The following is a 12295-nucleotide window of genomic DNA, read 5'->3' as shown; positions in this document are numbered from 1 at the left end:
TGAGGGTGGGGGAGGGGTGGTCAGGGGAGGCCGGCGTCGTGGGCGAGGAGGGCGATCTGGGTGCGGTTGTCCAGGTCTAGCTTGGTGAGGATGCTGGACACGTGCGCCTTCACCGTCGTGACGCCCATGGCGAGTTCGGCGGCGATGTCCGCGTTCGTGCGGCCGCGGGCGATCGCCAGGGCCACCTCGTGTTCGCGAGGGGTGAGGGCGGCCAGCATGGTGCGGGCCCGTTCGTAGGCGCCCGCCTGGGCGATGGTGCGGTCCATGAGCCGCCGGGTGACGGCGGGGGACAGGATCGGGTCGCCCGCGGCGACCCGGATCACCGCGTCCACGATCTGCGCGGGCGGGGTGTCCTTGAGCAGGAACCCGCCTGCGCCGGCGCGCAGCGCGTGCAGGATGTTCTCGTCGGTGTCGAATGTGGTCAGCACGATCACCTCGGGCGGGCGGGAGCGGGCACGCAGCCGGCGGGTGGCGGTGATGCCGTCCACGCGGGGCATCCGCAGGTCCATGAGGACGACGTCGGGGGCGTGGGCGTCGGTGGCGGTGATGGCCTCCTGGCCGTCGGCCGCCTCGCCGACCACGGTGATCCCGGCGGCGCCGTCCAGCATCATGGACAGTCCGGCGCGGACCAGCGCGTCGTCGTCGACCAGCAGCACGCGGATCACCCGGGCCATGGTAGCCAGGCGCGGAGCCGGAACTGCCCGCCGGTGATCTGATGGTCCAGCTGCCCGCCGGCCAGCCGTACCCGTTCGGTGAGCCCTACCAGGCCGAGGCCGCCGCCCGGCGCGGCGGGGGCCTGCTCCGCCGCGGGCAGCGGGTTGCGGATGTCGATCAGCAGGCGCGTTCCGGGGCCACCGCGCAGCAGCACCTGGACCGGCTGGTTCGGGGCGTGCTTGCGCGCGTTGGTCAGCCCCTCCTGCGCGACGCGGTAGACGGTCCGGGCGGCGCCTGCGGGGAGGGCGGCGGGGTCGGCGACCTCGTCGCGCAGTCGTACCGGCTGACCTGCCTGGCGCGCTTCGGTGACCAGCCGGGGCAGATCGGCCAGCGTGGGCTGGGGCGCCGGCTCGTCGTGCCCGTCGTCCTCCTCGCGCAGCAGGCCGATCACCTGCCGCAGCTCCTCCAGCGCCTGGTGCACTCCGGTGCGCACCACCCCGGCGGCCCGGGCGAGCTGTTCGGGGGAGGAGTCCGGACGGTACTCCAGCGCACCGGCGTGGGTGGCGACCAGCGTCAGCCGGTGGGCCAGCACGTCGTGCATCTCCCGGGCGAGCCTGCGCCGTTCGGCCATGCGGGCCTCGGCGATCCGCCTGCCCTGCTCGGCCTCGGCCCGGTGAGCGCGCTCGCGCAGTGAGATGAGCAGGGCGCGGCGGGAGCGGGCCAGCGCGCCCCAGCCGAGCAGCGCCCCGTACGCGGCGCAGATCAGCAGCAGCCACCAGCCAAGAGAGATGCCAGGGGGCGGTCGCCACAGTCCTTGGACGAGGTGTGCCGCGATGCCCGCCGCGGCCACGGCCGCCGCGACCGGCAACCGTCTGTGCTGGGCCGCCTGCAGTGCCCCCAGCGTCGCCGCCGGGCTGGCTGCCGGGGAGGCCGCGGCGAGGAGGGTGGCGGCGAGCGCCCCGGAGACCGGCCACCACAGCTGGGCGAGCGCCGCGAGCAGGCTCACCGCCGCGACCGCGACATCCAGTCCCAGCAGGGACCCGCCCGCCTGCCCCCACAGCGACGTGGCCGTCAGCGCGCCCATCCCGAGGATCACGCTCGCCACAGCGACCGGACGCGGGGCTCGGATCTCACTCACCGGCCCAAGCTAGCCTGCGGCGCGGCAGAGCCGTCACCTACCAAAGTCGGACCCCGCTCCCTCCGGTGCTGGACAGCGCGCGACCACCCGCCTGATGTGGCGGCCCGGGCAACCGGGCGAGGCTGACCGGCATGAACACCTCTGTCAACAGATCCCTGCTGACCGTGGCCGGGGCGCCCGCAGCCGCCTTGGCCGTGTGGACCCTGGCGGTGCCTCTGGCGGGAACCGCGCCGGCCGTGCGGACGGACGGCGGCACGCAAACGATCGGTCCGGCGTCGGTCGCGGTGGCGAGCCTGCTCGTCGGCCTCGCGGGCTGGGCGCTCCTGGCCGTTCTGGAGCGATGGACGCCCCGGCCCGGCCGTGCCTGGACGATCATCGCTCTGGCCGTGCTCGCCCTGTCCCTCACGGGCCCCTTCGGCAACGCCGTGGGAGTCGCCGCGGCGCTGGTGCTGGCCCTGCTGCATCTGGTCGTCGCCGCCGTGCTCTACCTCGGGCTGGTGCGCCGGTGAACCTGCCCTACGGGTACCTGACCACCCTGGTCCTCCTCGCGATCTGCGCTCTGTTCGCGTTGGCCGCGCCGGGACGGCCCCGACCGCTGGCCATGCTCAGCTTCCGCCTCGGCGTGGCCCTCAATGAACTGCCCTTCGTCGCGATCGCCTGGCTGCTGGCCGCCACCGTCCTGGCCTTCGTCCAAGGCGACCTCGCCTCGCCCGTCCCCGTCGTTGCGGCGGCCGTCACCATGGCGGGGCTGGGCCTGATGGCCTGGCGCGGACGCCAGGCGCTGCCCGCCGTGCAGCGCGCCATGGGGCCGATGCCCGTCTCGCGCCGCCTTCCGTACGGGCGCATCCTGCTCAGCCCCTTCCTTCGCCGCCGCCGTGCTGTGGAGCGGATTCCCGACCTGCCCTACGGCCCGGCCGGCAGGCGCAACCTGCTGGACCTCTACCGCCACCGCTCGCGGCCCACCGGAGCCCCGGTGCTGATCCATCTGCATGGCGGCGGCTACACGGCAGGACGGAAGAACAGCCAATCCCTGCCCCTGCTGTACCGTCTGGCGGACCAGGGCTGGGTGTGCGTCAGCGCGAACTATCGTCTGCGGCCGCAGGCGACCTTCCACGACCACCTGGTGGACGCCAAGAGAGTGATCGCCTGGGTTCGCCGGCACGGCCCCGCCTACGGCGCCGACCCCGACCGAATCGTCCTGGCCGGCAGCTCGGCCGGCGCCCACCTGTCGGCCATGGCCGCCTTCACCCCCAACGACCCCGCCTTCCAGCCCGGCTTCGACGACGTCGACACCTCCGTCGCGGCGGTGATCGGCCTCGGCGGCTACTACGGCCCCTACTACGGCATGGGCCCGCAGACCTCGCCCATCGCCCAGGTCCGGCCGGACGCACCGCCGTTCTTCATCGCCCACGGGGATCACGACACCGTCGCCCCGGTCGAAGGCGCTCGGCTCTTCGCCGAACGCCTGCGCGAGCTGTCGACCCAGCCGGTCGTCTACGCCGAACTGCCCGGAGGGCAGCACGCCTTCGACCTGTTCCACTCGCTGCGTTTCGACGCCGTCGTCAACGCCATCGACGCCTTCACTGCCCGGGTCCTGTCGTCCGCTTCCCCGGCGGACGAATCCGCACCGGACCGCGAGGTCGGCTGACATCGGCGGGGTGCACGCCCAGGCCGGTCGGGGGCGTCCCACGCGGCCACGGGTCGGTGCGCGCTCTCGCTGATCGCGGTTGTCAGGAGGTGACGGCGCACTGCCCGCGGTCGGCGGTCCGCGGACCGTCCGCGGTGGGGCGCACGTCGAAATCGAAGATCGCCGTGGGCAGGTACAGCGTGCAGCAGGCGTTCGGGATGTCGACGATTCCGCTGATCCTGCCTTCGACGGGCGCCGAGCCGAGCAGCAGGTACGCCTGCTCGCCCGTGTAGCCGAACTTTTTCAGGTACTCGATGCCGTTGAGGCAGGCCCGCCGGTAGGCCGTCGTCGCGTCCATGTAGAGGTTCGTGTCGTCGTGGGGGTCCACCGAGATGCCGACGAAGCTGATGAACTCCGAGTACCTGGGTTCGACGTTGCCCGGCATGAAGACCGGGTTGGTGGTGACGCCGTACTTCGCCATGCCGTCCTTGATCAGGTCGACGTGGAAGTCGATGAACCCGCCCATCTCGATCGCGCCGCAGAAGGTGATCTCCCCGTCGCCCTGGCTGAAGTGCAGGTCGCCCACCGAGAGGTTGGCGCCCTCAACGAAGACCGGCAGGAACACGCGCGAACCGCGGCTGAAGTTCTTGATGTCCTGGTTGCCGCCGTGCTCGCGTGGCGGCACGGTACGCGCGCCTTCCCGCGCGATGCGCTCGGCGTCGTCTCCGGAGGCGTGGCCCGCGAGCGCGCCGCCGGGCTCGGGAGGCAGCGCCAGAGGCGGCACCCGGTCGGGATCCGTGTCGATCAGGGCTTGTTCCCGGCGGTTCCACCGGTCCAGCAGATCCGCCGACGGGGCGGTGCCGAACAGTCCGGGATGGGTGATGCCGGTGTACCGGACGCCAGGCAGGTGCCGTGAGGTGGCCTGCTGCCCGTGGAAGTTCCAGACCGCCTTGAGGGCGTCCGGGTAGTAGTCGGTCAGGAACGACCCTCCGTTCGACTTGGCGAACACGCCGGTGTAGCCCCAGCCCTCACCCGCGACCTGGCCCGTGTGCTGGATGGGCCCGAGGTCGAGGATGTCGACGATGAGCAGGTCACCGGGTTCGGCGCCCTGGACGCGGATCGGGCCGCTCAGCATGTGGCACTGCCTCAGGTCGACGTCGCGTACGTCGTTGGCGGAGTTGTTGTCGCCGATCTGGCAGTCGGTCCAGTCCCGGCACTCGATCCTGAACTCGTCACCCGGCCGCACCGAATTGGCGGCTGGAATGTCCGGGTGCCACCTGTTGTGCCCGGGGATCTTTTGATCGCGCATCGACTTCGACTGGTCAACATGGAATATGACGTCAGGCATCGTCATTCCCCCTGCGTTCGCTCGATTTCCGATTGGGAGGGGGTTCACCGCTGGCTCGGACCCCGGGACGGCGGTGCTCCACGACGACGGCTCGTCCTATGGCCGGGGCAGTTGAGCCGACGCCGGGTGGGGCCTAGAGGCGGTCCGCCGGCGAGGCGGCACTTCGGACACCACGTCCGGCGCCTCCCGGCTCCGCTCCTCACGTTCACGGCTCTCCCGTGCGGTCCTGGTCGTGCGCGTCAATGCCGGTGCCGAGAACAAACGCCGGCATCCGCACCCGCACACGGGACAGTCGTGGACCGCCGGCGCGGTGCCGAGAGCCAGCCGCACCTCAAAGGCGCCGCAGCCGGGACACGCGTATTCATAGGTCGCCATGACCACCTCCGCGGGAGGGCCCTCCACACCACGCCATTCCCCGATATGCGTCGAGTGTCCGCTATCTGGGTAAATCATGAGGAAAATGAGTGATCGGGTGACGGACGGTCGTACGCATGCGCTGACAGAGCGTGCCGCCAGCGCCAGGGAGAACGGCGACCGTGTCGTGCGCTGCCCGCCGCCCGGCCCAGCAATCGACCACGGCAGGTCGATCAAACCCGGCGCGGCTGCCGGTGCGGTGCCGCAGATGATGGTGCACACGACCGTCGGCCGCCCCGGGGGCCGGAACAGCGGAAGAAACGAACACGCCCGCCTGCCGCTGCCTGCCGCCGCCCGCCGAGACCAGCCGGGGAGCGCACGGTCGCTCGAAACAGCGGAAGGCGTGAAACCACCAGGCTCGGCTCCGCCCCGGCGCGAATCCGCCAGCCGGGGCTAATTCGATGATGGCGGTTGGGAAGGCCGGTAGCGATGCGTCAAAACGATCTCGCCGCCGATGCCACCGATGATCGTCAGGAAGACGATGGGCCGATGGGCATCTTCATCGCGGTGATGAAGGTCATCCCGATCGGCTCCATGGCCTGGCCGAGGTCCGGCCACCGCCAGCCCAGCACGATGCCGATGACGATCGCGATCAGGACGTGCACCGTACACCTGGGGGCCTGCTAGACCGACGCCGAGGTCGTGTCCCTGGAAACATCCTGCCGATTTGGTGGGGCGGCCCCTCGCGGCCGGTTGAACCCATGCCGGGCATGGACGTCGGCAGTTGCGGCGTCACCTGCCGTGCCTTCACGCCGCGCCCCGCTGACCGGGGCGTCGCCGAGGGTGAGGTCGCCTTGAGAGAGCGCAGCCTTACGCCGTGCAGCTCGCTATCGCGCGCGGGAAGCTTATGACGTGGGTCGAGGGGAACGCGCCGTGCCTGCTGCGTTTGGGGCGATCGAAGTGCGCCGCGCTAGTTGTGCTTGAGGAAGGCGTAGCACTCCACCTCGGAGCGGTCGTAGGTCAGGCCGCGCTGTACGAAGTCGCGCACACAGGCCCGCTGGCGGTCGCTGAGGTGGAGCCTGCCGCACACGGTCACGCTCGAATACGTGCGGCAGTTGAGGGTGGGGTTCCAGGCACCGATCGTGTAGGTCTTCCGGGCCTCCGCACGGCAGTCCTGGCGAGCGGCCTTGGTCTCCGCATACCGGCACTGGTTGATGAGCGTCCGGTACTGCTCCCGGCTGACGGGCTCCTTGCCGGCGCTCGCGTGCGCGGCACCGCCGGTCGCGAACGTGGCCGTCGCGGCGAGCACGACAGCAGAGATGATCCACTTCACAACGTCTCCTTCCAGCTACCAGATTGTGCCCGTGTGCACTGCCCACTCTCCGCCCGCCGAACCCTGCCGTGCTCGTTTCTCCCGCGAGGACGGCGCGCAACGGACCGACCGCCCCCCGACCGCGACCCCGCCCTACCCAATACCACCGCCACCAGCGCGTTCTCCGTCCAAGCCGTGTTCACCTCTGGCCGGATGTTCTAGCAGTTGCCAGCTTCCACACCAGCAACCGCAGCATCACTGTGGCTGTCTGACATCGCCCCTGCGCCGCGCCACCTCAGGGTCGGGGGTTGACTGGCTTGGGGTGGTGCGGGTGCGGCTTCCATTTCGGGGCGCCCGCCTTCGTCAAGGCTGGCACCATCTACCGTGCCCCTGGAGCGGGCGGTCTTGCAGTAGCGGGTGGCGATGCCGCGCCACTGCTTGAGCCGGTTGAAGCAGCGCTCGACCTCGTCCGCAGCCGGTAAACCCGCTTGTCGAAGACCGGCGGCCGCGCCGCAGTCGGTTGCGGACCTGGGCGGCGCGTTCGGGGATGGTGGCGCCGATGCCGCGTTCGCGCAGCCAGGCGCGGATGGCCTTGGTGCTGTATCCCTTGTCGCCGATCACGTGATCGGGCCGCACGCGGGGGCGGCCCGGACCAAGCCGCGGGACCCGGAAGGCCGGCCATCACAGCGGTGAACTGGGTGCAGTCACCCGCGTTGCCGCCGGTCACCACGAACGTCAGCGGCCGGCCTTTGCCGTCACAGGCCAGGTGGAGTGTGCTGGTCAGCCCGCCCCGCGATCGGCCGAGCGCCCGCCGCCCCCTTTTCGGGTGCCGGCGGCGTGCTGGTGGGCGCGCACGATGGCGGAGTCCACCGACAGCAGCCAGTCGATGTCCTCGGCAGCGTCGGCGCGGGCCTGGGCGGCTTGCAGCATCGGCGTGAACGTCCCGTTGGCGGCCCAGCGGCGAAAGTGGGTGTGCAGCGACCGCCAGGAACCATAGCGTCCGGGAACATCCCGCCAGGCCACCCCGGAACGGAACTTGACCACGATCCCGTTTCAGCAGCCGCCGGTCATCAGCCCGATCCGCTGCCTGGGCGGCAACGGCTCCAGCACCTGCCGCTCGGCATTCGGTCAGCTCATGACGACGAACCACGCCCTACATGATCCACATCAACCGACCAGCTAACCGCACCTTGGCGACAGTGGGCTCACGTCGTGCGAGAGTGGGCTGTTGGGTCGGCTGGTTTCTCGCGGTGATGACCTGCCGGGATCAGTTTGTGCGCAGTGCGGTGATCCGGCGGTTCAGGGTGGTCAGAGCGGACTCCGGTGTGTGCCGTCCGACCAGGATCTGGACGTTCAGGCCGTCCGTGAATGTGATCAATGAGTCCGCCTCCTGGGCGGGGTCCAGGCCGGGGCGGGCGTGCCCGGCGTCCTGGGCGACGCGGATGAGCAGGGTGAGCAGCTCCGCCAGGCCCGCGTAATGCTCGCGCTGGACGGCGGCGAGTTTGGGATTGACGGCCGCCTGGGCGGTGAAGGCCAGCCAGACCTTGGTCTCGGCCAGGCTCGGCTCGTCCAGCGGCACGATCCCGACGAGCGTCTCCTCCAGCATCGTCATGGCCGACTCGGGCTCCGCGGAACCGGAGATCCGCGCCTGGACGCGTTCGGTGATCCGCCGGTTCATGTAGTCCATCACGAAGGCGACCATCTCCTCCTTGGTGGAGAAGCATCGCTGGACGGCTCCCATGGAGACACCGGCCCGCGCCGCGGCGTCCCGCAGGGTGGCGCCCTCCATCCCCTGCTCGCTGATGAGCTCGAAGACCGCCTGGGCGATCTGCCGGCGCCGGCTGTCGTGATCCACCTGTCTGGGCACGCTCCGAGTCTAAGTGATGCGCTTGTATCGGAACGATGCTAGGTTCCGATACAAGCGCATCGGAACGCCGTCGAAGGAGACGCGTATGGGCAAGAATCGGAAGGGCGACACCGGCTGGCAGAGCGCCCGCTGGATCCTCGGCACCGTCCTGTTCGTCCAGGGATTCGGGTCGGCCGTAACGCAGGCGCTGGCGGACACCAGCTTCGGTGTGGCCGGCCTGCTCCGCGCCGCAGGGCTTCCCCAGTGGACGGACCTGGTGGTCGGCGCCGCCGGTCTGGCGCTGCTCGTCTGGGCCCTGGTCAGGCGCGGTGCCCAGAGGCGGACGCATGTCTGACACGCCGACCGCTCCGCACGCCGGCCGTCCGTTCGAACAGCACGTCCCGCCTGGCAGGCCCGGCCGTCGCCGCCTGCTGCGAGCCGCGGCCATCCTGGGCGGGGCGGGCGGCGCGAGCGCGATCACGGCGGGTACGTCGAACGCGGCGACCTGCCCGCCCGGCCGCGGCGACCAGCCGACCTTCGTGCTCGTGCACGGCGCCAACGGGAACGCCGCCTCGTTCGCCCCGCTCGTCGCCGCCCTCTCCGAGGCGGGCCATCGGGCGCTGGCGGTGGATCTGCCAGGGCACGGCCCGGACGGCAATTTCCCGGCGTCCTACCAGGCTCCGCAGGATTTGGCCGCCTTCGCCGCCGCCCCGTCCCCTGTGCTGGCCCGGACGACCCTCGCCGACAACGTCCGCCATGTCGTGGCCACCGTACGCAGCGCGGCGCGCCACGGACCCGTCATCTTGGTCGGTCACAGCATGGGAGGCGCAACGATCACTCGCGTGGGCGACGAGGTTCCCCATCTGATCGCGCGGCTGGTGTACCTGTCAGCGTTCTGCTGCGTCCGGCTACGCAGCGTCATCGACTGTTTCCAGACTCCGCAGGCCTCCACCACATTGCTTCCCCTGATCCCCAGCATCCCGACGCCTGAGCGGCTCGGTGTCAGCCGCACCAACTGGCGTTCCGCCGACCCCGGTTTCCTCGCCGCCGCCAAGGCCGCCTTGGCTGCGGAGTACGACGACGCCTCCTTCCTCGCCGCGCTGAACACCTTCGAGCCGGACGAGTCGACCACGGTGGTCACCGACGACGCCCGCGGCACCCCGGCGGCCTGGGGCCGGATCCCGCGCACCTACGTTCGCTACACCCGCGACCGGGCGATCCCTCTCGCCCTGCAGAACCGAATGATCAAAGAAGCGGACGAGGCCACACCCGGCAACCGCTTCGAGGTCCGTTCGCTGGCAGCACCCCACCTGGGTCCCAAGGACCCGCAGCCCCTGGCTGCCGTCCTCACCAATCTGCTCTGAGGACGCCCCGCACCCGGCCGAACACAGTTCCCGTCCGATCACCCTGATCGGACGGGAACTCGCCAGCGCTCAGAGCCCTGTCGATGGCGGTGATGCGACTCGGCGCGGAACCGGGCCTGGTGAGGCCAAGCATGATGAAGATGTGCAGCCGCCAAGAGCGGCCGCGGGGCTGGTGGAGGCGGCCGCGTCAACCGGTGATCGGCAGCCCGAACTTGGTGACCAGCCGGTTGGTGAACGGGGTCAGGTGCAGGCGCGCCAGCCGGACCCGCGCCGCGCCCCGGCGGACCTCCACGCGGGCGCCGCGACCGGTGCGACCACCGCCCTCCGTACCCAGGGTGAGCAGCCGCAGGGCGGCGAACGTGCCCAGGATCGCGATCCCGCCGACGACCAGCGGCAGGCCGGCCGCCACCCGATCGCGGCGTACAGGCTGGGCGGGCTGTCAGGACGGCTGTGATCCCCGTGTTACGGGACGTTGTTTCGCCTGGTGGTGAGCCGATCACGGAGGGGCGCAGTGGCGCCTGTCCAGTTCGTTCGCGTGGCAGTCCAGTCCGCGCAGGACTCTTCCACGGCCCGGGTGGGACGTCCCATGGTGTTCACCGCGAACGGCGTGTTCGTGGTTGGCGGCGGGGGAGGTCGACCGGCGCCACCGGCTCGTCTCGTTCGGTTGTCCGCAGTAGGTGGGCCGCGTGGGCCGACAGGTTCATGCTCGTCTTGCTCGCCCGTCCTTGGCCGTGGCGACGGCGATGGCCGTCCCTGCCTGCCGTCAACAACGCCCGGGCCCCGGGTGCCGGGTCGAGTTGGCGACGCAGCGCACACTGAGTCGCGGCGGGGGAGGGCGGTGGTGGTCCAAAAGCCCGCACGTCATCGTCATCGACATCCCTGCGAGCGTCATCTCGCTGGCAGCGAGCGTGACCGGCTGGGTCAGGGGCACCGCTCGTCTCGTCATCTGCGAATGCCGGCGCTCGGCCGCCATTCGCAGATGACGTTCTGTGTTAGCTCGCCTGCTCACCGGGTACCCCGCCGCACCAACAGCAGAAAAGCAAACCCCCAAGCGAAGGAAAAGTGGTGCAGGCATGGTGAGCGTGAGGGGCGACCAGCGTCCCGGCCACCGGCCGGCCGACGTGTCGCTTGACGGCGCGTCGGCGGATGCCTCGGCCGGAGAGCTGGTCGCGCAGGCGGGACGGCAGATCGGCGAACTGGTGCGGCAGGAGATGGAGCTGGCCAGGGTCGAGATGGCCGGCAAGGCCAGGAACGCGGGGAAGAGCGCCGGTCTGTTCGGTGGAGCGGGTGCCGTCGCCTTCTACGGCGGCGCTGCGCTGGTCGGCGCGGCGGTCGCCGGGCTGGCGGTGGTGTGGCCGGTATGGGCGGCCGCGCTGGTCGTCGGGGTGGTGCTGCTGGCCCTGGCCGGAGTGCTGGCCCTGACCGGCCGTAACAGGCTGGACCGGGCGACGCCCCCGGCGCCCGCCGCGGCTGCCGCATCGGTACGTGAGGACGTGCACGAGATCAAAGATCATCTACACCGGAGGCATTCTCGATGAGTCACGGCAACTCTCGGGCGAGCGCTGCCCGCGGGCAGGCGACCGAGAAGGCGACCCCCAACCGAGGCGCGGGCCGGAGCAAGGACCGTCAGACGCTGGAGGCGGACATCGAGCAGACTCGCCAAGGGCTGAGTGAAACGGTCGACGCTCTGATGCGCAAAGTCGATGTGCCGGCCCGCGCCCGTGACAAGGCCGAACAGCTGCGGGAGCAGGCCGCCGGCACGTTCGGCACACTGACCCGGACGGTCCGCCACAAGGCGCCGCAGGCGCGTCAGCAGGTGGCCGTGCCGGTGACCAAGGCCGCCCAGGCGATCCCCGAGCCGGTTCGCCGGACGACGGCGCGTACCAGCCGGAAGACCGTGCAGACGGTCGGGGAGCGGCCGGAGGCACTGGTCGCGGCGGTCGCGGTGTGCGCGGGGGCCGGAGTGTGGCTGTGGCGTCGCGGGAGCCGGTCATGAGCCGGGCCGATTCGATGTCCCGTCCGGTATCGGCGGCTCTGGGGCTGGCCGGTGGTCTGATCGCCGGTGCGGTGTTCAAGCGGGCCTGGCGGCTGGTCTCCGGCCAGCGGGACGCCCCCGACGCCGGGGACATGGACCGCGGCTGGGTCGAGATCGTGGCCGCGGCCGCGCTGCAGGGCGCGATCGTCGGCGGTGTCAAGGCCGCCCTCAACCACGGCTACCTGCTTCGCCGTCACGATGGCCGAAGGCGTTCGTGACGGGTTCTTGATGCCCCGCCCGGTGACCGGAGGTCTGCGGTGCCCCGGTCACCGGGCGGCCAAAACACTTCGTCGGGCCCGGCATCCCGGGAATCGTGCGTCGAATTCCGCGATCCGGCGGCCTCGACGACAACGGGCATGGCGTGCGGGGACGCGCTCCGGTCCACCGGCCAACCTCTGATCTGAGCGTTGGTCGGCACTGCACGCGTCGTTCGGATCGTCCAGGACGTCCGTACGGTGCGGGCGTCGTCGCAGGGGTAGGTGCCGGGGCCGGTGCGTGCTGGGCGGGCCGACCGACAGCGTTCGTAAGCCCTGCGGTGCGGATGCTTGAGCGCCGCAGCCCAGGGCCATGGGCCGCGGGCGGCCGCCGCGGGCCGGCACGAGCACCGATGTGGGCGT

General features: G+C 71.1%; 14 protein-coding genes and 2 pseudogenes. 7 read left to right on the top strand and 9 right to left on the bottom strand.

The annotated features are described in order from the left end of the window. Positions 1-20: 20 nt before the first annotated feature. The gene (locus ABD811_RS02480) at positions 21-674 is read right to left on the bottom strand and encodes a response regulator (RefSeq protein WP_344939963.1); all 654 of its coding nucleotides are present in this window, start codon (positions 672-674) and stop codon (positions 21-23) included. Then, entirely contained in the window at positions 662-1792 is a 1131-nt protein-coding gene (locus ABD811_RS02475; protein WP_344939960.1) for a sensor histidine kinase, read from the bottom strand. The genes ABD811_RS02480 and ABD811_RS02475 overlap by 13 nt, the downstream gene beginning before the upstream one ends. A gap of 131 nt (positions 1793-1923) precedes the next feature. Here ABD811_RS02475 and ABD811_RS02470 point away from each other — a divergent pair, with 131 nt between their 5' ends. Together ABD811_RS02470 and ABD811_RS02465 are read left to right on the top strand one after the other, a co-directional pair. Further along, positions 1924-2301, top strand: a complete 378-nt coding sequence (locus tag ABD811_RS02470) for a DUF6069 family protein (RefSeq protein WP_344939957.1) — start codon at positions 1924-1926, stop codon at positions 2299-2301. Then, positions 2298-3440, top strand: a complete 1143-nt coding sequence (locus tag ABD811_RS02465) for an alpha/beta hydrolase (protein ID WP_344939953.1) — start codon at positions 2298-2300, stop codon at positions 3438-3440. Before ABD811_RS02470 ends, ABD811_RS02465 begins: the two co-directional genes overlap by 4 nt. An 82-nt stretch (positions 3441-3522) precedes the next feature. Here the strand turns inward: ABD811_RS02465 and fmdA are convergent, their stop codons facing one another. The 6 genes and pseudogenes from fmdA to ABD811_RS02440 all read right to left on the bottom strand — a co-directional run bounded on the left by fmdA (position 3523) and on the right by ABD811_RS02440 (position 8300). After that, positions 3523-4767, bottom strand: a complete 1245-nt coding sequence (gene fmdA / locus ABD811_RS02460) for a formamidase (RefSeq protein WP_344939950.1) — start codon at positions 4765-4767, stop codon at positions 3523-3525. A gap of 96 nt (positions 4768-4863) precedes the next feature. Further along, complete coding sequence (locus tag ABD811_RS43875; RefSeq protein WP_425549354.1) at positions 4864-5142, bottom strand: FmdB family zinc ribbon protein; 279 nt, start codon at positions 5140-5142, stop codon at positions 4864-4866. A 509-nt stretch (positions 5143-5651) separates the two neighbouring features. Then, a complete protein-coding gene (locus ABD811_RS02455) occupies positions 5652-5786 on the bottom strand; it encodes a cation:dicarboxylate symporter family transporter (protein WP_344939947.1) in 135 nt (44 codons plus the stop codon). A gap of 305 nt (positions 5787-6091) precedes the next feature. Next, positions 6092-6454 carry a hypothetical protein gene (locus ABD811_RS02450; RefSeq protein ID WP_344939945.1) on the bottom strand — a complete coding sequence of 121 codons (363 nt, stop codon included), beginning with the start codon at positions 6452-6454 and terminating at the stop codon, positions 6092-6094. Between the two features lie 374 nt (positions 6455-6828). After that, positions 6829-7583 (bottom strand): annotated as a pseudogene (locus tag ABD811_RS02445) (IS5 family transposase); the annotation flags it as partial. A gap of 117 nt (positions 7584-7700) precedes the next feature. Continuing rightward, positions 7701-8300 carry a TetR/AcrR family transcriptional regulator gene (locus ABD811_RS02440; RefSeq protein WP_344939941.1) on the bottom strand — a complete coding sequence of 200 codons (600 nt, stop codon included), beginning with the start codon at positions 8298-8300 and terminating at the stop codon, positions 7701-7703. Positions 8301-8385: 85 nt separating this feature from the next. On the opposite strand from ABD811_RS02440, the gene ABD811_RS02435 reads away from it, so the two are divergent. Both ABD811_RS02435 and ABD811_RS02430 read left to right on the top strand, forming a co-directional pair. After that, positions 8386-8634: a hypothetical protein gene (locus ABD811_RS02435; RefSeq protein WP_344939938.1), complete on the top strand. Its 249-nt coding sequence runs from the start codon at positions 8386-8388 to the stop codon at positions 8632-8634. A 184-nt stretch (positions 8635-8818) separates the two neighbouring features. Continuing rightward, positions 8819-9643, top strand: coding sequence for an alpha/beta hydrolase (locus ABD811_RS02430; RefSeq protein WP_425549353.1), 825 nt, complete (start codon positions 8819-8821; stop codon positions 9641-9643). Between the two features lie 187 nt (positions 9644-9830). On the opposite strand, the pseudogene ppnK reads toward ABD811_RS02430, so the two are convergent. After that, positions 9831-9944: pseudogene (gene ppnK / locus ABD811_RS02425) on the bottom strand (NAD kinase); the annotation flags it as partial. A 772-nt stretch (positions 9945-10716) separates the two neighbouring features. Here ppnK and ABD811_RS02420 point away from each other — a divergent pair. The 3 genes from ABD811_RS02420 to ABD811_RS02410 are packed head-to-tail and all read left to right on the top strand — an operon-like array spanning position 10717 to position 11896. After that, on the top strand, positions 10717-11181 hold the full coding sequence (locus ABD811_RS02420; RefSeq protein ID WP_344939932.1) for a phage holin family protein: 465 nt from the start codon (positions 10717-10719) through the stop codon (positions 11179-11181). Next, positions 11178-11639 (top strand): DUF3618 domain-containing protein, encoded by a 462-nt coding sequence (locus tag ABD811_RS02415; RefSeq protein ID WP_344939929.1) that lies wholly within the window; start codon positions 11178-11180, stop codon positions 11637-11639. The genes ABD811_RS02420 and ABD811_RS02415 overlap by 4 nt, the downstream gene beginning before the upstream one ends. Beyond that, a complete protein-coding gene (locus ABD811_RS02410; RefSeq protein ID WP_344939926.1) occupies positions 11636-11896 on the top strand; it encodes a DUF4235 domain-containing protein in 261 nt (86 codons plus the stop codon). The genes ABD811_RS02415 and ABD811_RS02410 overlap by 4 nt, the downstream gene beginning before the upstream one ends. Positions 11897-12295 lie beyond the last annotated feature (399 nt).

The sequence above is a fragment of the Actinomadura miaoliensis genome, assembly GCF_039536785.1.
GTDB lineage: Bacteria > Actinomycetota > Actinomycetes > Streptosporangiales > Streptosporangiaceae > Spirillospora > Spirillospora miaoliensis.
Note: the sequence above shows the minus strand (reverse complement) of the source record. Positions and strands in the feature narration are given on the sequence as shown.

What these genes read in the sequence shown, in the direction of transcription:
- ABD811_RS02480 (WP_344939963.1), bottom strand. Translation starts at nt 674, where the DNA reads ATGGCCCGGGTGATCCGCGTGCTGCTGGTCGACGACGACGCGCTGGTC.
- ABD811_RS02470 (WP_344939957.1), top strand. Translation starts at nt 1,924, where the DNA reads ATGAACACCTCTGTCAACAGATCCCTGCTGACCGTGGCCGGGGCGCCC.
- fmdA (WP_344939950.1), bottom strand. Translation starts at nt 4,767, where the DNA reads ATGCCTGACGTCATATTCCATGTTGACCAGTCGAAGTCGATGCGCGAT.
- ABD811_RS43875 (WP_425549354.1), bottom strand. Translation starts at nt 5,142, where the DNA reads ATGGCGACCTATGAATACGCGTGTCCCGGCTGCGGCGCCTTTGAGGTG.
- ABD811_RS02435 (WP_344939938.1), top strand. Translation starts at nt 8,386, where the DNA reads ATGGGCAAGAATCGGAAGGGCGACACCGGCTGGCAGAGCGCCCGCTGG.
- ABD811_RS02420 (WP_344939932.1), top strand. Translation starts at nt 10,717, where the DNA reads ATGGTGAGCGTGAGGGGCGACCAGCGTCCCGGCCACCGGCCGGCCGAC.
- ABD811_RS02415 (WP_344939929.1), top strand. Translation starts at nt 11,178, where the DNA reads ATGAGTCACGGCAACTCTCGGGCGAGCGCTGCCCGCGGGCAGGCGACC.
- ABD811_RS02410 (WP_344939926.1), top strand. Translation starts at nt 11,636, where the DNA reads ATGAGCCGGGCCGATTCGATGTCCCGTCCGGTATCGGCGGCTCTGGGG.